This is a genomic window from Arthrobacter alpinus, assembly GCF_900105965.1.
GTDB lineage: Bacteria > Actinomycetota > Actinomycetes > Actinomycetales > Micrococcaceae > Specibacter > Specibacter alpinus.
Genome location: NZ_FNTV01000001.1, coordinates 1,214,396 through 1,233,728 on the forward strand (window position 1 = coordinate 1,214,396; position 19,333 = coordinate 1,233,728).

The 19,333-nt window shown below is 60.2% G+C and carries 16 protein-coding genes; 12 read left to right on the plus strand and 4 right to left on the minus strand.

What is annotated here, in order from left to right; translation table 11 throughout:
• Positions 1-143 precede the first annotated feature (143 nt).
• Both ppsA and BLV41_RS05770 read left to right on the plus strand, forming a co-directional pair.
• Positions 144-2,525: a phosphoenolpyruvate synthase gene (gene ppsA / locus BLV41_RS05765; protein ID WP_074710956.1), complete on the plus strand. Its 2,382-nt coding sequence runs from the start codon at positions 144-146 to the stop codon at positions 2,523-2,525.
• Between the two features lie 363 nt (positions 2,526-2,888).
• Positions 2,889-3,128, plus strand: coding sequence for an SDR family NAD(P)-dependent oxidoreductase (locus BLV41_RS05770; RefSeq protein ID WP_074710957.1), 240 nt, complete (start codon positions 2,889-2,891; stop codon positions 3,126-3,128).
• 190 nt (positions 3,129-3,318) lie between these two features.
• Here the strand turns inward: BLV41_RS05770 and BLV41_RS05775 are convergent, their stop codons facing one another.
• Positions 3,319-4,269: a helix-turn-helix transcriptional regulator gene (locus BLV41_RS05775; RefSeq protein WP_074710958.1), complete on the minus strand. Its 951-nt coding sequence runs from the start codon at positions 4,267-4,269 to the stop codon at positions 3,319-3,321.
• 89 nt (positions 4,270-4,358) lie between these two features.
• Between BLV41_RS05775 and BLV41_RS05780 the strand changes: the two genes are divergently transcribed.
• Positions 4,359-4,724 carry a VOC family protein gene (locus BLV41_RS05780; RefSeq protein ID WP_074710959.1) on the plus strand — a complete coding sequence of 122 codons (366 nt, stop codon included), beginning with the start codon at positions 4,359-4,361 and terminating at the stop codon, positions 4,722-4,724.
• A gap of 233 nt (positions 4,725-4,957) precedes the next feature.
• On the opposite strand, the gene BLV41_RS05785 is transcribed toward BLV41_RS05780, so the two are convergent.
• A complete protein-coding gene (locus tag BLV41_RS05785; RefSeq protein WP_044573187.1) occupies positions 4,958-5,731 on the minus strand; it encodes a type 1 glutamine amidotransferase domain-containing protein in 774 nt (257 codons plus the stop codon).
• 333 nt (positions 5,732-6,064) lie between these two features.
• Here BLV41_RS05785 and BLV41_RS05790 point away from each other — a divergent pair, with 333 nt between their 5' ends.
• Positions 6,065-7,279, plus strand: coding sequence for a YihY/virulence factor BrkB family protein (locus BLV41_RS05790; RefSeq protein WP_083360616.1), 1,215 nt, complete (start codon positions 6,065-6,067; stop codon positions 7,277-7,279).
• Between the two features lie 88 nt (positions 7,280-7,367).
• On the opposite strand, the gene BLV41_RS22030 is transcribed toward BLV41_RS05790, so the two are convergent.
• A complete protein-coding gene (locus BLV41_RS22030) occupies positions 7,368-7,526 on the minus strand; it encodes a hypothetical protein (protein ID WP_170835432.1) in 159 nt (52 codons plus the stop codon).
• 398 nt (positions 7,527-7,924) lie between these two features.
• Here BLV41_RS22030 and BLV41_RS05800 point away from each other — a divergent pair, with 398 nt between their 5' ends.
• From BLV41_RS05800 to BLV41_RS05845, 6 genes are all read left to right on the plus strand, one after another.
• Positions 7,925-8,464: a hypothetical protein gene (locus BLV41_RS05800; RefSeq protein ID WP_074710962.1), complete on the plus strand. Its 540-nt coding sequence runs from the start codon at positions 7,925-7,927 to the stop codon at positions 8,462-8,464.
• Between the two features lie 55 nt (positions 8,465-8,519).
• A complete protein-coding gene (locus BLV41_RS05805) occupies positions 8,520-8,777 on the plus strand; it encodes a DUF6458 family protein (RefSeq protein ID WP_074710963.1) in 258 nt (85 codons plus the stop codon).
• 156 nt (positions 8,778-8,933) lie between these two features.
• Entirely contained in the window at positions 8,934-9,518 is a 585-nt protein-coding gene (locus BLV41_RS05810; protein ID WP_074710964.1) for an RHS repeat protein, read from the plus strand.
• Positions 9,519-10,235: 717 nt separating this feature from the next.
• Positions 10,236-10,481, plus strand: a complete 246-nt coding sequence (locus BLV41_RS23015) for an RHS repeat-associated core domain-containing protein (protein ID WP_074710966.1) — start codon at positions 10,236-10,238, stop codon at positions 10,479-10,481.
• A gap of 891 nt (positions 10,482-11,372) precedes the next feature.
• Positions 11,373-12,872, plus strand: coding sequence for a polysaccharide deacetylase family protein (locus BLV41_RS05830; protein ID WP_074710968.1), 1,500 nt, complete (start codon positions 11,373-11,375; stop codon positions 12,870-12,872).
• Positions 12,873-14,228: 1,356 nt separating this feature from the next.
• Entirely contained in the window at positions 14,229-15,170 is a 942-nt protein-coding gene (locus tag BLV41_RS05845; RefSeq protein ID WP_074710971.1) for a phosphodiesterase, read from the plus strand.
• A gap of 33 nt (positions 15,171-15,203) precedes the next feature.
• On the opposite strand, the gene BLV41_RS05850 is transcribed toward BLV41_RS05845, so the two are convergent.
• Complete coding sequence (locus tag BLV41_RS05850; RefSeq protein WP_083360916.1) at positions 15,204-16,799, minus strand: stealth family protein; 1,596 nt, start codon at positions 16,797-16,799, stop codon at positions 15,204-15,206.
• A 316-nt stretch (positions 16,800-17,115) separates the two neighbouring features.
• Here BLV41_RS05850 and BLV41_RS05855 point away from each other — a divergent pair, with 316 nt between their 5' ends.
• Complete coding sequence (locus BLV41_RS05855; protein ID WP_074710972.1) at positions 17,116-18,591, plus strand: MFS transporter; 1,476 nt, start codon at positions 17,116-17,118, stop codon at positions 18,589-18,591.
• Positions 18,591-19,262 (plus strand): flavodoxin, encoded by a 672-nt coding sequence (locus tag BLV41_RS05860; RefSeq protein WP_244516750.1) that lies wholly within the window; start codon positions 18,591-18,593, stop codon positions 19,260-19,262. The genes BLV41_RS05855 and BLV41_RS05860 overlap by 1 nt, the downstream gene beginning before the upstream one ends.
• The last annotated feature ends 71 nt before the right edge of the window (positions 19,263-19,333 follow it).

A 19,333-nucleotide genomic window follows, 5' to 3' on the forward strand; every position in this document is an offset into this window, starting at 1 on the left:
ACTTGCGCACCACCGGTCCCGAATGTCCCAGCAGGTGCGGGACCTCGAAATCTGAGAAAATCCATGGCCACGGCACCGGCGCCCTGAGAGGATGTAGTGACGCGGGCCTACCAGCCGCGATTTGACTGCAAGGAGCACTGACAATGACGACAGACATCCTATGGTTTTCAGAACTTGGCATCAAGGACCTGGACCGGGTGGGCGGCAAAAACGCTTCCCTCGGTGAAATGGTGGGGAACCTGACAAGCGCCGGGGTGAAAGTTCCGGACGGATTTGCCACGACCGCCGATGCCTACCGGCGCTTCCTGCGTGAGACCGGTGTTGAGGCGACGATCGCTGGAATCTTGGCGGATCTGGATACAGATGACGTCCGTGCCCTGGCCGAGGCCGGATCCGCCATCCGTCATGCGATTGTGGAGACACCCTTCCCAACGGACCTGGAGGCGCAGCTGCGTTCCGCCTACGAGACCCTCGTGAAAAAACATGGTGGATCGGCTGAGCTTTCCTGGGCTGTGCGCTCGAGCGCAACGGCCGAGGACCTGCCTGACGCGTCCTTTGCCGGGCAGCAGGAGACCTTCTTGAACATTCGGGGCATCGAAAACATTCTGGCAGCGGTCAAGGACGTGTTCGCGTCCCTCTACAACGACCGCGCCATCGCCTACCGGGTGCACCACAAGTTTGACCACTTGGAGGTGGCATTGTCGGCAGGGATCCAGCGGATGGTCCGTTCGGATGCCGGTGCATCAGGTGTCATGTTTACCATGGATACGGAGTCCGGTTTCCAGGGCGCAGTTTTCATTACCTCCTCCTATGGCCTGGGCGAGGCCGTGGTCCAGGGAGCCGTGAACCCGGACGAGTTCTATGTTTACAAGGAGGCTTTGAACGCCGGCCGCCCGGCCATCCTCAAGCGGGGCCTGGGTGACAAGGCGTTGACCATGGTGTACACGGACAATGAAGAAGTAGGCCGCACCATTGAATTGGTTGCCACCGATCCCGCGCTGCGAAGCCGCTTCAGCATTACCGATCACGACGTCGAGCAACTGGCGCGCCATGCCGTGTCCATTGAGCAACACTACGGACGCCCCATGGACATCGAGTGGGGCAAGGACGGCCTGGATGGAGAGCTGTACATCCTGCAGGCCCGGCCCGAAACGGTCGAGTCCCGCAGGTCCGTGGGCACGTTGTCGCGGTACAGGCTGGAAGAGTCCGGCCCCGTGCTTGCCGAGGGACGTGCGATCGGCCAGCGGATCGGTTCCGGACCCGTCCGTGTCCTGGCCTCCATCGACCAGATGGCTGACTTTGAGACCGGCGATGTTCTGGTGGCGGACATGACCGATCCTGACTGGGAACCGATCATGAAGCGCGCCTCCGCGATCGTCACCAACCGTGGCGGGCGGACGTGCCACGCTGCGATCATCGCACGGGAACTGGGCATCCCGGCAGTGGTGGGCACCGGGGACGCCACCGTGGCACTCGCCGACGGGACCAAAGTGACAGTTTCCTGCGCCGAAGGCGAGGCCGGTTTCATTTACGACGGGTTGCTGGATTTCAGGGTCGAAAACACTGAGTTGGACAGCCTGCCCGACGCCCCGGTCAAAATCATGATGAACGTCGGAACCCCGGAACAAGCATTCACATTCGCCCAGTTGCCTAACCACGGTGTTGGGTTGGCCCGGTTGGAATTCATCATCAACCGGCAAATCGGGATCCATCCCAAGGCCCTGTTGAATCTGGCGGACCAGCCCGCCGACGTCGCGGCAGTCATCCACGAGCGGATCGCAGCTTACAACGGCCCACTGGACTACTACGTCAAACGCCTGGCCGAAGGTGTTGCGACGATCGCGGCGGCCTTCGCGCCGCACCCGGTCATTGTTCGGATGTCCGACTTCAAATCCAACGAATACGCTAACCTCATCGGCGGCCCGGCCTACGAGCCGCACGAAGAGAACCCGATGATCGGCTTCCGCGGCGCCTCGCGCTACCTTGAGCCAATATTTCGCGACTGCTTTGACCTGGAGTGCCAGGCCCTGGCCCATGTGCGCAATGAAATGGGTTTGACCAACGTCAAGCTCATGATCCCCTTCGTCCGCACGCTGGAGGAAGGCCGCGGAGTTATCGACCTGTTGGCCCAGAACGGTCTTCGCCGGGGGGAAAACGGCCTGGAGGTGGTGATGATGTGCGAGATTCCCTCCAACGCACTTCTGGCCGACGAGTTCCTGGAAATCTTTGACGGCTTCTCCATTGGCTCCAATGACCTGACCCAACTCACCCTCGGCCTGGACCGGGACTCGGCGATTGTTGCGGCCAGCTTTGACGAACGAAACGCCGCCGTCAAGAAGCTCCTGAGCATGGCGATCAAGGCGTGCAAGGCCAAGGGCAGGTACGTGGGCATCTGCGGGCAGGGCCCCAGCGACCACCTCGACCTCGCCCAGTGGCTCGTTGCCGAGGGCATCGATTCGATCTCACTCAATCCGGACACCGTGGTGGACACCTGGCTGCAACTTGCCACCAATCCAAGGGGTTGATGATTCGCATAAACCAATAGTGGTCGTTCTTGATTACCGAGATGGAAGATACGTTGGTGGCTTGAATTGCCGGCAAACGGCGCAGTCGAACGATGGGACTCCGCCATGTTTCGCTTCTTGGCTAGGTCGAAGTCGTAACGGGGCCACGGCAGGGATCGGTCGGGGGATCGCTGAGATCCTGTGCGGTGCTGGTGCCCAAGGGGTGGTTGCTGACATCGACCTGCCGTGTTCCAAAACCGGGATCTTCCCACAAGCCACGATCGATGAAATGCCCGAAACGCAATGGGTCCGGATGACATACGTCAGCCTCAAGGGCATCTTCTTTATGGCATAGGCGGTCCTGCGGCCCATGCTGGAAACGAAATGCGGACGGATGCCATCACGTCCCAGACCACCGGCTCCATCATTGGATTCCCCGGCTGGGCGCATTACGGAGCGAGCAATACCGGTCAACAGGGATGCATGAGCAGCGCCGCACTGGAATGCGAGCGCGACGGCGTGACGATCAACGCTGTCGTGCCGGGAAACCTTCTTGCCGACGGACTGCGTGCCCAAGGAGAGGACTACTTGCGCACGATGGCGGCCAGCAATGGCAATGACTGATTTCGCCACGGAAAACCAGCAGCTACCCGCTGCTGTCTGGCCAAAACGAAACTAACCACCTGTCCAGCATCCTTGACACACCTCAGGGCTTGCGGACCGCTAACGACAACCCCTTCGGGATTCACCTTTGGCATAAAGCCGAGAAACTAAGGTCAATCCGCGACGCGGTTGGGGTCGTCAGTGTCCCTGCTTAGCCTTGGTACAGTGCTGACGTGGCGGTGGCAACGTCCCGCATCACCGCTTGGGCCTCGGGCGGGCTCGTTACGTGAAGGTTGGCGCCGAATTGCAGCAACTGGCGCACGGCTTCCACCTGGTCGTAGGCGATGGTGATCTCGACCCTGCCAGCGTCCAGCGGTTTGCTGCTGGTGAGCCGTGAGCCTAGGATCCGTCGGGCGAGGTCAACCCTGTCGAGCGACAGCAACGCAGTGACGGTGATACCACCGCGGTGCTCGACCGTTGCACTGAGGTGACGGCTTACGCTGGCCAGTGACTCACCCTGGCGCAGGCACCGGTCCTCCGCGAGGACCTCCCAGCTCTGCACCCTTTCCTGTGAATACAACCGTGGTGACCCGTCAATATCTGCCACGAGGTACCAACGGCCCGCCTTCGCCAGTAGGCCGTAAGGGTCCACGGTGCGCCACGAGGCGTCCCGCTCGGCGCTGCTCCGATAGAGAATCCGCAAACGCCGGCCAAATTGCAGGTCTTTGCCTAGATCGGCGACGCTGGCACCTTGTGTTTCGGGACTGAACCAGGGCATGTTGTCCACGTTGACCAACTCGGACAAGGGAACCAAGGAGTGGCCAGCCAATGGGCGGCGCGAGGCGAGCTTGCGGTGGGCGGTGCGAGTCGCTGCGTCTACGCCAAGCTGGCGTGCTTGACCAGGGTCCAGGCCTAGCAGTTTCAAGGCATCGAGCTCAACCATGCTGAGTTTGGATACGTCAAGTTGCGACCCTGGCAGCAGAACCACGCCGCCGTAGCGGCCACGTTCTGCGAACACCGGCACGTCGGCGTCCGCCAGGGTCGTCACATCCCGCAGGATTGTCCGCACTGACACGTCCAACTCGTCAGCCAAGTCTGCGGCGGTCATTTGGTGACGGGTCTGGAGCAGCAACATCATCGAGAGCAGGCGCTGGGACTTCATTTCATCATTATTGCCGAATACATGACATTAGGTGTCATGTATTGGTGTCAGGCTGGCTATGACCAAAGACCCCAACACAGGAGCTTGCCATGACAACACCGAACCTTTTCCTCATTTACGTCACCGACGTCGAGCGGGCCACCCGCTTTTACAGTGACCTGTTCGATATGGAGCCCGTGGCCGTCACACCCCGCTACATCCCCTATGAAGTCGCACCGGGCGTGATTTTTGCCTTGTGGTCCGGCCGCGGCGACACCGTCACTGGGACCACTCCTCGTACCAGCGAGATCGGACTCATGCTGTCAGGTTCCAAAGCTGCCGTAGACGACTGCTATTCAAAGTGGATGGCCAAGGGCGTCACGGTGGTCGAAGAACCACACGAAGACGTCTTTGGCCGCACCTTCGTCGTGGCTGATCCTGACGGAAATCTCATCCGCGTTTCACCGGTCGACTGACGGACTCCCAGGGGCCGTTCCATTCAGGGCGCTGCTGCCGGAGGTCCGGGCCGGGTCCTCGACCCGGCCCGGACAGCGGACGCTGTCCCACAGCCGGCCCCGCGAATCTGGCGGGCCCGCCTATCTCTCAGCCAACCGGCGTCGTCCTCGCGGGGGAGGAGACCCCCACCCGCGAGACAGCTTTATCAGCACCTCCGTCAGTTTGGCGCCGGCTGCGGGGCTTCCGGGCGGAATCAATGCTCGTTGCGTGAGTTCGCCACGGCCGCCTTCTCGGAATTCTTGCGTGCGCGCAATTCTTCAGCTTGGTGTTGCTCTTCAGCCTTTTCGTGATGAATCACCTCGGCCAAAAGTTTCTCCATCTCCTTGGCGACTCCGGCCGCGGACGCCGGGTTCTGGCCAGTGACGAGCCGGTCGTCCACCACGACTTGCTCTTCGAAGACATCAGCGGAGACGTGTGTGGCGCCTTGCTCTTCGAGCCGGTCGGCAAGGAAGAACGGGATGACCTTGTCCTTTCCCGCGGCCACTTCTTCATCGTTGGTGAACGCCGCCACCTTCCTGCTGTTGACGAGGTGGATCCCGTTCTCCAGCGTCACGTTGATCAGGCCCGCGGGGCCGTGGCAGACAGCACCGACCACGCCACCATTGTTGTAGACGCTGGCTACCAAACGCTGCAGTCCGTCGCTGTCGGGGAAGTCCCACATGGCGCCGTGGCCTCCCACGAGATAGACGGCGTCGTATTGTGCAGGGTCGACGACGTCGACGCGGGCTGTGTTGTACAGGCCGGCACGTGTGGTCTCGTCTTGGGTGAAGGCAACTTGAATGGGATCGTTTTGGTCCACTTCATCGCGCGGTGGCTGGCCGCCCTGAATGGACGCGAAGTCGACGAAATGCCCGGAGTCCTTGAAGACTTTCCAGGGATGTGCAGCCTCGGCCACGTTGTACCCCGTCTGCTCTGCCGTGTCGCCGATCGTGGAAACGCTGGTCAATACCATGAGAATTTTCTTCATGTAATAATCCTTTCGTCCACTTTCCACCATAGGCCGAAGCGAGGAGCCTGGCTAGGACCGGCCTCTGCGGCTGGCCCCAGCCCAGATAAGTAGAGTGGGCCACTTAGGCTGTGCGGTGTTAGCGGATTCCGGGGGTGACATGATCGAGCCCCGGCCGGTATGAGGAGAAATAGGATGAAAAGCAAGTCGCTGGAAAGTGGCCTTGATTGGCATTGCTCTCTTTCATGGCAATTCTGATCACTGGGCTTTGTGGGTGGCCTGACTTTGCTGTATTCCTTGCACCCGGGGTAGGTGGCACTGGAATATGTTGGGCATGTATGTAGGGTCTGGTGTATGGACTATTCAAAATCGTCGACGGGGTCTTCCTTGTCTGCAGTTGACTATGTGGACGCACCTGGGCCCGACGATGCTCGAAAGCCGCAGAAAGTCTCCGCGCTAAAGGGACAGGCTTGGAAATATGTGATTAGGCGCACGATCGCAAAATTTAGCGCTGATGGTTGTACTGACATGGCTGCGTCACTAACCTACTTCGGTGTCATGGCGTTATTTCCGGCGCTTCTAGCGCTGGTTTCAATCCTGGGTTTGGTGGGGCAGGCGGAACAAACCAGCGCAGCATTGCTGGATTTGATTGGCCAGCTCACGGACGATTCACTCGTGGGTACTTTGAGAGAGCCTGTAGAACAGTTGGCCAGCTCGCGGGCTGCCGGGTGGGCGTTCACTCTCGGGTTGCTCACGGCATTGTGGTCAGCTTCTGCGTACGTCGGGGGGTTTAGCCGTGCGATGAACAGGATCTACGGCACGGACGAGGGGCGCTCGATTTGGAAACTTCGCCCCACGCTGTTGCTGGTAACACTTGCATCCGTTGTGCTCGTTGCCTTCATTGCACTGCTACTGGTAATTTCTGGACCGATTGCCCGAGTGATTGGAGATGCGATCGGGTTAGGCTCTGAAGCAGTTTCCGTCTGGGAAATCGCCAAATGGCCGGTTGTTGGCGTTCTAGCCATAGCCTTGATCGCCGTGCTGTATTACTTCACTCCCAATGTGAAACAACCGAAGTTTCGATGGATCAGTGTAGGCGCGGGTGTCGCACTTGTATCAGCCGTCGTGGCCTCAGCCGGGTTCGGACTGTACGTGGCCAACTTTTCTAAGTATGAAAAAACGTATGGAACCATCGCCGGGGTGGTCGTCCTCCTATTGTGGTTGTGGATCGTGAACATCACACTGCTCTTTGGTGCGGAATTGGACGGCGAAATCGAGCGCGGTCGAGAACTTCAGGCAGGAATTAAAGCCGAAGAGCAACTACAGTTGCCTCCGCGAGACACGCGTGCCAGCCTAAAAAAGCGTGAAAAAGTGAACTCGATGATCTCCGAAGGGCGGCAACTCCGCAAGACACTTCCCCTTGCTGCTGAAGACGATGGTGCTAGCAACACATCGAAATTGAGGCCGTTGGCGCTGTTAGTTGGCGCCGGTGCCGTGGCCGCCGGCGTCCTAACATTCCGAAAATCCAGAAGAAGCCGCGCTGCACAGCGGGCGACCAAGAACGGATAGCATCATCCGGACCGTGCGCAATTGACAAACCCAATTGATGCGGATTGTCCGAGGGGCAACGCTGGTTGAAGCAGTCCAGTCACGCCCGTCAAATCTGGCAATCGGGATCTTGGCGGCATTGCCCACCGACTCCGGCGTGGGTGACAAGGGCGTCGGGGTTGCCGGCGCCATCGGTGAGGTAGGAGGAATGCATGCCGGTGCCGGTGCGCAGCATGAGGGGCTCGCCGATGACGGGGTCGGGCTCCATATGGGCGGCGCTTGGCCCGTTCTTTCACGGTGTCAGGTGGCCTGCGACTCGGCCGTTCCATGGAAAGAAACTTCGGGCTATTGGCAGTACATCACGCAAAGTGTCTGCAGGTCACTGATCTTCCAGGCAGCGGTAATCGATTGGAGCACCTGCAGTGGCAATGCGGTCAGGCCTGATCTGGCAAAACACGGACAAGTTCTCAGAGAGGCACAGGCTTATTGGCGTTGACCATTGGAGGCTGCGGCGATGGTCCGGAATTGTGGATTTGCTGCTGGGGGTGGGCAAACGCGATATGAAGGTGGATGATGAGGCCATGAGGGCGCAAGTGATTTGCTCTGCACTGTATAGGGGGTAGGTGACGACGCTACTGCGGCAATATGGGACGGAGATGAGTCGCCATGGACACAACGGCGTGGATTTGGATTGCCATAGCCATCATCGTGGTGTTGTTGGTTGTAGTTTTCCTGTTGAGACTCAGTCGAGGGCGGCGAATACGCCAGGCTGAGGAACTAAAGGATAGGGCCCGCGAACAAGCGAGCAGCTTGCGTGAGGATGCGACCGAATCCGGCCTCCTAGCACGGGAGAAGGAGGCAGTGGCGGCACGGACAGCGGCTGACGCGGAAGAAGCTGCGGTGGCTGCCGAACGGTTGAAGATCGAGGCGCAGAGGCAGCATTCGGCCGCTGCCGAAAGCGACTCCCGTTCGAAGGAGCAGCTCCATGAAGCATCGGTCATTGATCCGGACGTTGATGCAACAGAAAATGCAGGCACGCCACAGGACAGGGGAGTCGGCACATCCCGTGCTACTTCCACGCAGCACGTATCGGACCACGACGGAACGCCACCGGATGGCGTAAGTGATGGCCCAGACTCCACCCCCGACGACGAAGCAAGTGCGGGTGGGCGAGGTCGGCACAGTCAGGAGCCGGGCAACGCATAGCCAGTCTGGCTCATACTATTCGCTGTGAAACGGCTGCTGAGAAAAGGAAATGGGCATGAGTATTGGTGCTGGGGTTTTGCTGTTCGTTGTTGGTGCAATTCTTAGATTTGCGCTCACAGTTCAAGTGGCATGGATCGATTTGCTGCTCGTAGGTAACATCCTCATGGGTGCAGGCGTCGTCGTCTTCGTCCTGGGCCTGATTTTCACGTTCCGTAGACGGCATTCGGTGTCCAGGCGCCGCACAGTGGTCGCTCAGGAAGACGGTGGCAGCACAGTCAGACGGACGACCAATACCGACGACACGGGGCTCTGATACCAGACAGGACTGTTGGTACCGGGTACTCCGCGGGACATTGATTCGCCTGCTGTACTCATTGATGTCCCGGGTCGTCCGCCTGGCTAGACGTCCAAGCGACATAACGCTGAAAGTTGCCTTAACCATGGACCCCGACTCACCAACGGAGGGTGGTTGCCGGAGGGTATTGCTCTCAATCAGGCGGCGATCAGCGGTTCGAATGATGCTGCGGGGCGGCAGTTGTCCCAGACTGTTCCGGAGGGGCGCACGACGTCGTGGGTTTTTGATGGTGCCGGGCGCGAGCAGTCTGTCAGTGTTGACGGGGCCCTGGTATCCAGTGTTGACCGGGATGTGTTGAACAGGCGTGTGGTGGTCAATGACCACAGCAGCCCGGATGGGTTGATCACCGAGCATGAGCTGAGATTTGATCGTTGTGGCCGGTTGATCGGGCGTGCACGCGGGAATCAGTCACTGGCGTGGGTTTATGACGCCGATGGGAACCGTAGCAATTTCACCGACGCCAACGGATCAACCACCTCCTATGTGCGTGAAGGTGATGGCCGGGTCACCAGTATGAGCAACTCCTTGTTGGGGCGGGCAGAGTTCGGGTACGACGCGGCCGGGCATTTGGGCCGTTCCGTGATCGCAGACCTCGTTCAGGACTGGGTCTACCGTGGCGGGAAACTCACCGAACAGACCCCCCACCACTACTGGGGTGGGGCAGGATCCTGCTACGGCGATCACGTTGATCGACCATGATGGTCATGGGCGTATCGCGGCGATCACTAAGGACGGGCGGGTGACCCGGCATGGCTATGACGACGCCGGTCAACTCACCGCCGCAACCACCACATCTGACTCTGCCAGTGACAACACCGCGGGTCATGACACGGCTGTCGGTGCTGGGGTGCTCGAATGGAAGTATGACACCGCCGGGCGGCTGGTCCGCGAATCCACCCCGAGGGTGTGCGCGCTTATGGCTACACGGTTGCGGGGGAGCTGGAAACCGTCCATGATTCTGATGGTTCGGTGGCTCGGTACGTTTTTGATGGTTTGGGGCGTCGTGTTCGCCAGATCTGGGCGGATGGGTCATCGACGGAGTATGTGTGGGACCAACTCGGGCATTCGGGTGAAACGGTTACTCGTGATCCTGAAGGACAGAGTCTAACCACGCACTCAATGTGGGTTGATGCCTTAGGTGAGTTGGCCAGTGTTGATCGTGTTCCGCTGTGGTGGGACACCGCTGCACCGACCCGGACCAGGGTCGGGGGCGGTCAGGTTCTTTCCCTGCCCGGTGGGGTCACCGGTTTTGGTGAGGCCTGGTTGAACCCTGGTTGAACCCTGGTTGGCGTGGGGCACGGGCCACGGCCGTTGTTGATCCGTGGGTCAGCATCGGCGTGACGACCATCACCGAACCCGCCCCTGGCAGTAACGGGCTGGGCGGGGCTGCCCGGGGCTGGGGTTGTTCGTGGTGTTGTGTGTTCACTCCCTGTTGGTCTGGGGCTCCCGGCTACGGGCGGGCTCAGTGTTGCCGGGCTCGACTGGTTAGGAGCCCGCGCCCATGACCCGTCGAGTCGTGGATTCCTCAGCACCGACCCGCTCCCACACGTCGTGGGCGCCGGGTGGGACGGTAATCCGCACGCCTACGTAGGCAACAACCCGTTGGGCATGGTCGACCCAACCGGGTTGCGCCCCATCACCGACCAAGACCTCAAAGCATAGGATGTTTTCTGACACGGGGCGGTTTCCTCCGATACGGGTGGCAGCTGCGAGCAGGTTTCTGATTCTGTAGTTCTCGAAGTTGCGGAATCCGCGGGCGATCCGTGGGGCGGTTTCGATGACCGTTTCGGCGAAGATCGAAGTGTGCGAATTGTTGTTGTGGGTCGGATATGTCGACAGCGGCGACTGGCCCGTATTTTTGCCAGTCTTGATGAAGGTAAGCCCCTCAATGCAGGACGCCCCGTTGGGGGCGACCGTGCCGAGCGTCGGATTGGTCCTGTCCCGCGTCACAGTGATCACACCGGACCCGGCCTCGTGGATGGAGACCCGGTTCAGCACTCTAAAGCTGTCCAAATAATCCCACGGTGGATGATCGCATCCGCCGAATGGTTCATTCCAGAGCCAATCTGCGCCGGAACTCGGCGACAATCCTCAGTCGCCACGCTGGATCAAGACTGTTCGCGGTATCGGGTACCGGTTGGCCCAACAAGGCAACCAGAATAGAGGCAAACAAACGCCCTTTAGGAAGACACGATTCGAAGGGACGCCTGCAATGAGACAGATTGCCAATCCGCCATGTGCATTGTGAGTTCGCTCCAGGGCCCGGTTGAAGCCCGGTTTGTTGCGATTAAGCTTTTGTTGACGGATCCCCGCACAATTGTCCTGCAGTGTGGTTCAATGAACCTCAGATTCGCCAGTGGTTTTTGTCACTGTGGTCCAATCGGGCCAGCGGGTGGAACGGGGGACATTGTGGACCGTCGAAGACCTTAACTGATTATCCTTGCCAGCCCCGGAGCGCAGACTCCGGCGTTTGGATGCGCGGCGCCTACCAGGGCAACATAAGGCCTGGCCCGCCATCTTCCCTCGCTGCACAGGACAACCCCGAAGGTAACCATGCGAACCATCAAGACTTCATCCAAATACGATTCGGCTCGTGAGATCGCACCACGGACCAACAAACCAAGCGGCGGCCATCGCTTTCGAATGTGGGGCGCCTGGGCAATGGTCCTGCTTGTTCTGGGTGCCATGGCCTCAATTACAGTCATGCCCGCCCAAGCGGCCACGCCCAAGACGATCATCAGCCTCACCTTTGACGACGGCAATGCGGACCAAGCGGCAGCCGAGCAGGTTCTCAAGGCCAGCGGGCTGGTTGGCACTTTCTACATCACCACCAGCTGGATTGGCGACACTGGCTACTTGACTCAGGCGGACCTGCACAATTTTGTGGCAGACGGCAATGAGATCGGTGGGCATACGGTCACACACCCGGACCTCACACAGCTTTCCACTGCCGCCGCAACCAAGGAAATCTGTGACGGCAGAACCACCCTGCAAAGCTGGGGTTTCACCGTCGACAGTTTTGCGTACCCGTTCGCAGAGGAGAATGCCTCAGTTGAGAATGACGCCAAGAGCTGCGGTTACACCAGCGCCCGCGGCCTCGGCGACTTGCACTCCCCGGCCAGCTGCGCCGACTGCCCTTTTGCGGAGACGCTCCCGCCAGCCAAGCCGATGATCATCAGGGCACCTGACCAGGTGGACAGCACCTGGACCTTAAAGGATCTGCAGGATTCGGTGACCAACGCCGAAGCGAAGGGCGGCTGGGTTCAACTGACCTTCCACCGTATCGCCGTCGGAACGGATCCCACCCTGACCATTAGTCCCACGCTCTTCCAGCAGTTCGTCACGTGGTTGGCTGCGCGTACCGCCAACGGCACCACCTCGGTGCAGACCGTTGCCCAGGCCATGGGGGTCCAAACTGTACCTACGCCGACACCCACCCCGACGCCGTCACCCACCCCGACAGTTACACCAACGCCCACGTCATTTACCGACGTTCCAACGAGCTACCCGTTCTACAATGAGATCACCTGGCTGGCTGGGAACAATATCACCACGGGTTGGCCTGAAGCCGGCAATACCTGGACTTTCCGTCCCGTCCAGCCGATCGCGCGTGATGCGTTCGCGGCTTTCCTGTACCGGTTCAAGGGCAGTCCTGCGTTTACGCCACCTGCAGTTTCACCCTTCGAAGACGTTGCCACTACTGCGCCGTTTTACAAGGAGATCACCTGGCTGTACGCCAGCAAGATCACCACGGGGTACCTTTCTGGCAACGTCCGTACTTTCCAGCCCTCTGCGACGGTCAACCGGGACGCCGTGGCCGCGTTCCTGTACCGGATTCATGGCAGTCCCGCTGTGACCGGAGCCAGCAATTTCACTGACGTTTCCAGCACTAACATGTTCTACAAGGAGATCACCTGGCTGGCAGCCAATGGGATCACTTCAGGCTGGATCGAGCCGAACCAGACCGTGACATTCCGTCCGAACTTGTCCATTCAGCGCGATGCAATCGCGGCATTCCTCTACCGCTATGACAGCAAATTTGGAAGGAATTAGTGGTGACTTTTTCCTGATCCGCAGAGAGCTGTAGGTGCCCGCCACCAGTGGCGGGCACCTACAGCTCTCTGCTTTCACTCCTTCAGTACGATCATGAATCATTCGGTAGATTCATAAAGTTGGGCGAATTGCGGCGCCACTATTTGCAATGCCTCGATCGCGGAAAATCCCGGCAGTCCTGGCGCTGGCTGCCATTCTGGTGTCCGGTGCCCACCACGGTATCGGCGGGCAAAGAGAGCATCAGCGGCACAGGATCTGCAGATACTGGCGTCCACGCATCGCAGTTCAACGTCATTGCCATCCACTACAAAGGCCTCATGGACAAGAGTTCAGCAGCCCTTCTCCGGTCTAGCATGATAGATGGCCCGGAGCTTTTGGTAGCACTGCCAGGCAATGCTGACTTCATGGTTCGGGTCCTCCTTCCGTCCCAGGTGCCAGAGTGTGTCTTGGTCGAACCCGGGCTGGCGTGAAGCGCGAGCTACTAACCCGGTTGCCACTTCGCCCCGCATCGGATCTGCGTGCGCTCTACAGCCACCGGACCAAACCCGTACGCAAATCGCGCCTGGGCGTGCTGCTGCAGCCGTCTGCAGACTACGACGGCGAATTGTTGGGCGTGAGCCTTCCTCGCCGTGCGCCTGTGGACCGGCCCCCTGGAAGCGGATGTAGCTCCAGCCTGGGCAGCGCCAGAACGGCTGGGCGTGGTTCGGGCCCTCGCCCGAGCCGGCGCTTCACCAAGTGAATAAGGGGCAGCAGGTGACCTCACGGAGCCCAACTAGAATTAGCCACGAACTGCGGAGAGATTTTCTAACGTGTGTCCAACCGTCAGGTGAATTGATTGTTGGCTGGGGTTTATCTAGTCAACCGGTCTCGGAGTCTGCCAGTTTCACCGGCAATGACGGCTTGGGTATGGAAATGGCCGCGGCACGAGCAGGGGTGTTCTGAAACGGCGGACGCCCCCGCGGCCAAGTGCGCCCCGGCAAGTGGTTTGCCTGCTTCGCGGAGGTTGAGCTCTGCTGGGGAGTCATTCGGGGCATCTAACTGTGTTGGCGCCCATGGTTTTGCGATGATCCTCTTCGCATGGCCATGGAGGAACGCTTCCGACACCTCGATCGGTCGCCATGCCGGACATCTCGTGTTCACAGCTGTGTCTTGCATCGGCGCGCCGCATCCAGGACTTCCAATGGGTGGTGTTGGTGACTCGCAAGCGGCCCGCCAGCCAGATGAAGGAGCATGAACCAGAGACGTTATTCCAAATTCTCGGCAGTGTTAGCCTCCAGTTCACCGGGACGGTGGTTGGATAGAGGTATATGAGAGGAGTGTGGCAGCCGCCGCATCCAACCGACCATTAAGGCAGTCATGGACTTCATCGAGGCCGAACATCCCAGGCCGCGCCACTTCCTGCTTCATTTGAGCGACACCCACCTGCTGGGTGGCCCGGATCCCCTCTACGGGGCCGTGGACAGCGAGGAGCGGTTGCGCCAAATCTTCGCCGAAATCACGGCGTCGGGTGCCCGTCCGGAGGCGATCATTTTTACCGGCGACCTCACCGACAAAGGCGAACCCGAGGCCTACGCCAAGCTGCGCCGGATCGTGGAGCCCGCCTGCAAGGCCATGGGGGCCGAGGTTATTTGGGCAATGGGGAACCACGACCATCGCGGAAACTTCCGTGCCGGCTTGCTGGGGGAAGCTGCGCACAGCGCTCCCATAGACCACAGCTATTTCCTGAACGGGCTGCGGGTCATCACCCTGGACACCTCGGTGCCGGGGTTCCACCACGGTGAGCTCGGTGCGGACCAGCTCAAGTGGTTGGCCGAGGAACTGGCCACTCCCGCTCCGGACGGCACCATCCTGGCACTTCACCACCCGCCGGTTCCCAGCGTGTTGGACCTGGCCGTGCTGGTCGAGCTGCGCCGGCAATCAGAGCTGGCTGCCGTGTTGCGTGGCTCCGACGTACGCACCATTTTGGCCGGCCACCTGCACTATTCGACCACAGCCATGTTCGCCGGGATCCCTGTGTCCGTTGCCTCGGCCACGTGCTATACCCAGGATCTGAACGTGCCGGTCGGCGGCACCCGCGGCCGAGACGGCGGCCAGTCCTTCAACCTCGTCCACGTGTATGAGCACACCATTGTCCACTCAACGGTGCCGCTGGGGGCCGGCTCGACTGTCGGTGAGCAGGTTAGCGCCGAGGAAACACGCGTCCGTCTCAGTGCGGCCGGGGTGCGCATCCCCGACCACGCGCCGCGCACCACGGGTATCCCTATTCAGGCACGACCGCGAGGGCTGACGCCGCGCTAAACCCCATGAAACGTGCAGGCCAGCAGAGGTGGGCTACTTTTCCCAGGGCGCCGTGATCGGGAAGTACTTCTTCAGGAAGTCGGTGACTAATTCGGCTCGCTCCGCGGCGGGTACCTCGGGAAAGCTCCCGTCGTTGAGGCAGAAGAAGTCTGCGTTGCGCTTGGCCAGCAGTTTCGGCAGGTAGTTCAAGCCAGATCTCGCGGTCGTATCGATGTATCGCACCTTGGCCGCGGTTTGAACTGCGGCCCGGCCCGTGAGCAACCCGTAGTAGTGGTACAGCGAGTTGGTGACGGAAATGTTCTCCGCCGCGCGGAAGGTGCTGGCCGCCGTCGCACTGAATTCCGAAGGGAATTCGCGTTCCATCTGGGCCATGACGCTGCGGCGAAGGGGTGCTGCAGCGTGTTCCAGGTGACGGGTGGTGATCCTCCCGAACCGTTCCCACAACAGCTTCCTGTTCACCCGGGCGGCATTTTCGAAGCCGCTGCGTTCGGCGTCGTTCTCGCCGAGGCCAATCCTCGTCTCGGCTTCAATAAACTTCGTGATGCCGCCGGGCGTGAAGAACATGTCGGGGCTGACTGGACGGCCGAAGAACATGTCGTCATTGGAGTACAGGAAGTGCTCCGACAAGCCCTCGATGTGGTGCAGCTGGCATTCCACGGCCTGTGAATTGTGCGTGGGCAGTACCGACGGGTCGGCGAAGAAATCCTCGCTGCGAACCACGGTCACCGAGGGATGGTCGGCCAGCCAGGACGGGGCGGGGGAGTCGGTGGCGATGAAGATGCGGCGAATCCACGGCGCAAAGGTGTAGACGGAGCGCAGTGCATACTTCAGTTCGTCGATCTGCCGGAACCGCGCCTCATGGTCGTCGCCTTCGCCCACCACCACACCCTTCATCCGGGCGCGGCGGGCGGCAATGTATTCGGGTGAGCTGCCGTCAACCCAGGAGAAGACCAGGTCAATGTCGAAGCCGATATCGGAAGCATGGTCCGCGAACATGTTCTCAATGGTCGGCCAAACGTGACCGTAGCGTTCCACAGTGCCACGCACAGCATCCTGGGCCAGCAGCGTGCGCCGGGTCAGTGAGTTTTCCACCGGCAGAATCAATTGCTCGCCTTCAAAGCTCCACAGCTCGATCTGTACCCCAAGCGACGCGCCATAGCTGAGGCCGCCGTCGGGCTCCAACCGAGGCCGGTACAGTCGCAGGATTCGGGATTTGCGGTTCTTGGCCAGTGTTCCGTCAGCCACCAGCAACGCCGACTTCTTGCGCGCGTCCACCGTCATTGCGTAGAACGGTTCGTTGGCGCAGGCCGTCACGAGTGCCTTGCGTAGCTCGGCGCGATTCTTCCAATCAACGGAAATCACGGGGCGCTCGTCGTTGCCGCGCACCAGCAGATAGTCGAGTTTCGCGGCCTCCAATGCGGCGCGGATGAACAGCAGGTCATCCACCATGGCCTCGTTGGGCGTGCGGTCGCGGTTGATCAGGACGTACCTGCCGCGGTGACGAACGACGTCGGGCCGGTCCTTGAAGCGGGCGACGGCGGATCGCGGAGTTTCTTCTACGAGGTCAATGTCATCGTCGGTTGCAGGATTGCCGTAGAAGACATCATGTGCGGCGGTCACATCTGTCATGGGGCGCTCCAATGCTGTGTTGAAAAAGTGGGGTCTCTTTGAATAATAGACCTTGCGGGGCATGGGGCGGACCAAAATGGCAGGCGCAGCCGAACCAGCCTTGATCATTCATGAGGCAAGGGTGGTTCCGCGTCGGAAGGGGGAGTTGGTGCTGCCATGCGTCTGGGCTAGGAATAGCGGACAATAGGCCAAGGATGCGGTGGTTGAACAGAAAGCCTAAGGCGGGTTACCGCCGCAAGTCTGCGAGGCAGGTACTGGGAGTACCCTGATCGATGGGCACTGACACAGTTTTCTGTTCTGCTGTGGACTAGAGGTTATGGAAACAACCCTGAATGCCAAAGCGCCTGGCGGCCCCCAGGAAGCAGCTCCGCGCCACACCGGAATGATCCTGGCGATAGTCCTGGTCAGCTATTTCATGATCGTGCTGGATAACTCAATCATCTTTACTGGGTTGCCGCAGATCCAAGCCAGCATGGATCTCTCGCCTACAGCCATGGCCTGGGTTCAGAACGCTTACACCCTGGTGTTTGGCGGTCTACTTTTGTTGGGGGCGAGGGCCGGTGATCTGCTCGGTCGACAGCGTGTGTTCGTGGTGGGTCTGGTGGTGTTTGGGTTTGCGTCGTTCCTTGTGGGAACTGCCCAGAACGAGGCATGGATCATTAGTGCCCGTGCCTTTCAAGGGATTGGCGCCGCCATCGTGGCCCCGGCTTCGCTGTCATTGATCACCGCACTGTTTCCCGCTGGACCTGAACGCTCCCGCGCCATCGCAGCATATGGGACTACTGCAGGACTCGGTGCCAGCCTTGGACTCGTTGCAGGTGGCGCCTTGGCAGGTTGGCTCTCCTGGCGGGCCGGCTTTTTCATCAATGTCCCCATCGCGATCCTCATGATCATCGCTTCGTGGAAGTTCCTGCCAGCCTTTCCCGCAAGCCTCGGACGGTTCGACCTGGCCGGAGCCATCACCTCAACCCTGGGAATGGGAGCGCTTGTCTACGGTGTCATCAACGTTGCGGAGCAGGGATGGGCAGCACCTCTGACAGTTGGTTCAATAGTGCTCGGCACACTCATTCTGGCGATCTTCGTGATCAACGAGTGGCGTGCCCGGCAGCCAATCATGCCACTGCGCCTGTTTCGAAGCCGTGAACGCTCCGGTGCTGCGATTGCCCGACTCCTGTTCGCAGGCACCATGATCGGATTCTTTTTCTTCACAACCCAGTTCTTCCAAGGCGTCTACGGTTGGACCCCGCTTCAAGCGGGCCTTGGCTTCCTGCCCATGACGGTTCTTCAATTCGGCTCGTCCTTGTTTGTTTCCCGGCTGATCCGGCGATTCGGGAACGCGCCTTTGCTCGCCGTCGGTCTTGCCCTGGTATTGCTTGGCATGGTCTGGATCTCTCAACTCTCCGCGGACACGTCGTTTCTGGCCGGAGTGGCGGGACCGCTGCTGATCATCGGCCTCGGTCAGGGACTCGCCTTCGGACCCTTGACCGCGGCCGGCATTGCCGGAGCCAAACCCGAGGACGCCGGTGCGGCCTCCGGACTAGTCAACACAGCACATCAACTCGGCAGCACGCTCGGCGTGGCACTTCTGACATCCATTGCAGCAGGGGCCAGCACCCTGGAAGGACGGGTTGTGGACGCCTACGCGGGCGGCAGCGTGATGCTCGCAATCGCCTTGGCAGCCGTTCTTGTCCTGATCCTGCCAGCGGAACTAGTGCACCGCAATCGCACCGTTGCAGCTGAGAACTTGCTACCGAATCGAACACCCCAAAACATGAATGGAGACCTGCACTAATGGAAAACCCGAACCGCAGAACCATGTTCCACGCCGGATTTCTTGGCGGTGGGGCACTCATGGCGGCACTGGCAGGCTGCGCAACGGCAGAACCGATCCCGTCCACAACCACTTCGCAAGGACAACCAGCGATGACCACTGGGCCGAACTCCAAGACACTTCTGGTCTACTTCTCCCGTGCCGGGGAAAATTATCACGATGGTGGTCGCCGGGTCCTCACCAAGGGCAACACCGAGGTGTTGGCCGGGATGATCAGCGATCGGACCGCCTGTGACGTATACCGGATTGAGGAGACGAACCAGTACTCGAATTCCTACGATGAAACGGTTGCACGAAATGCCGACGAACAAAGGAACAACTCCCGCCCCGCCATCGCGAAGTCACTGCCGAACCTGGGACAGTACAACACCGTGCTCCTGGGCAGCCCTGTCTGGAACGTTCGGGCTCCAATGATCATGTCCACATTCCTTGACAGCGTTGACTTGGCCGGAAAGGTGGTCCGTCCCTTTGTCACCTATGCCGTCAGCGGCATGGGCAGCGTAGAACAGGACTACCGGGCCAGGCTCACCACGGCCGAGGTGCTTCCAGGGCTGGCCCTGCGGGGAGAAGACCTTGAGGCCGCCGGGACTGAACTTGACCACTGGTTGCAACAATCAGGGCTGGGTGTCTGACCGCTGGTGGATTCAAGTCCGGAGATGGAATTTGGCAGAACCTCAAAGCTTGCCTGCGACCCCAGTGGCCA

Coding starts and splice junctions, on each gene's coding strand:
- BLV41_RS05800 (WP_074710962.1), top strand. CDS start 7,925: ATGGACACAACGGCGTGGATTTGGATTGCCATAGCCATCATCGTGGTG.
- BLV41_RS05805 (WP_074710963.1), top strand. CDS start 8,520: ATGAGTATTGGTGCTGGGGTTTTGCTGTTCGTTGTTGGTGCAATTCTT.
- BLV41_RS05860 (WP_244516750.1), top strand. CDS start 18,591: ATGGAAAACCCGAACCGCAGAACCATGTTCCACGCCGGATTTCTTGGC.
- BLV41_RS05770 (WP_074710957.1), top strand. CDS start 2,889: ATGCGGACGGATGCCATCACGTCCCAGACCACCGGCTCCATCATTGGA.
- BLV41_RS05785 (WP_044573187.1), bottom strand. CDS start 5,731: ATGAAGAAAATTCTCATGGTATTGACCAGCGTTTCCACGATCGGCGAC.
- BLV41_RS05850 (WP_083360916.1), bottom strand. CDS start 16,799: ATGACAGATGTGACCGCCGCACATGATGTCTTCTACGGCAATCCTGCA.
- BLV41_RS22030 (WP_170835432.1), bottom strand. CDS start 7,526: ATGGAGCCCGACCCCGTCATCGGCGAGCCCCTCATGCTGCGCACCGGC.
- BLV41_RS05830 (WP_074710968.1), top strand. CDS start 11,373: ATGCGAACCATCAAGACTTCATCCAAATACGATTCGGCTCGTGAGATC.
- BLV41_RS05775 (WP_074710958.1), bottom strand. CDS start 4,269: ATGAAGTCCCAGCGCCTGCTCTCGATGATGTTGCTGCTCCAGACCCGT.
- BLV41_RS05790 (WP_083360616.1), top strand. CDS start 6,065: ATGGACTATTCAAAATCGTCGACGGGGTCTTCCTTGTCTGCAGTTGAC.
- BLV41_RS05855 (WP_074710972.1), top strand. CDS start 17,116: ATGGAAACAACCCTGAATGCCAAAGCGCCTGGCGGCCCCCAGGAAGCA.
- ppsA (WP_074710956.1), top strand. CDS start 144: ATGACGACAGACATCCTATGGTTTTCAGAACTTGGCATCAAGGACCTG.
- BLV41_RS05845 (WP_074710971.1), top strand. CDS start 14,229: ATGGACTTCATCGAGGCCGAACATCCCAGGCCGCGCCACTTCCTGCTT.
- BLV41_RS05780 (WP_074710959.1), top strand. CDS start 4,359: ATGACAACACCGAACCTTTTCCTCATTTACGTCACCGACGTCGAGCGG.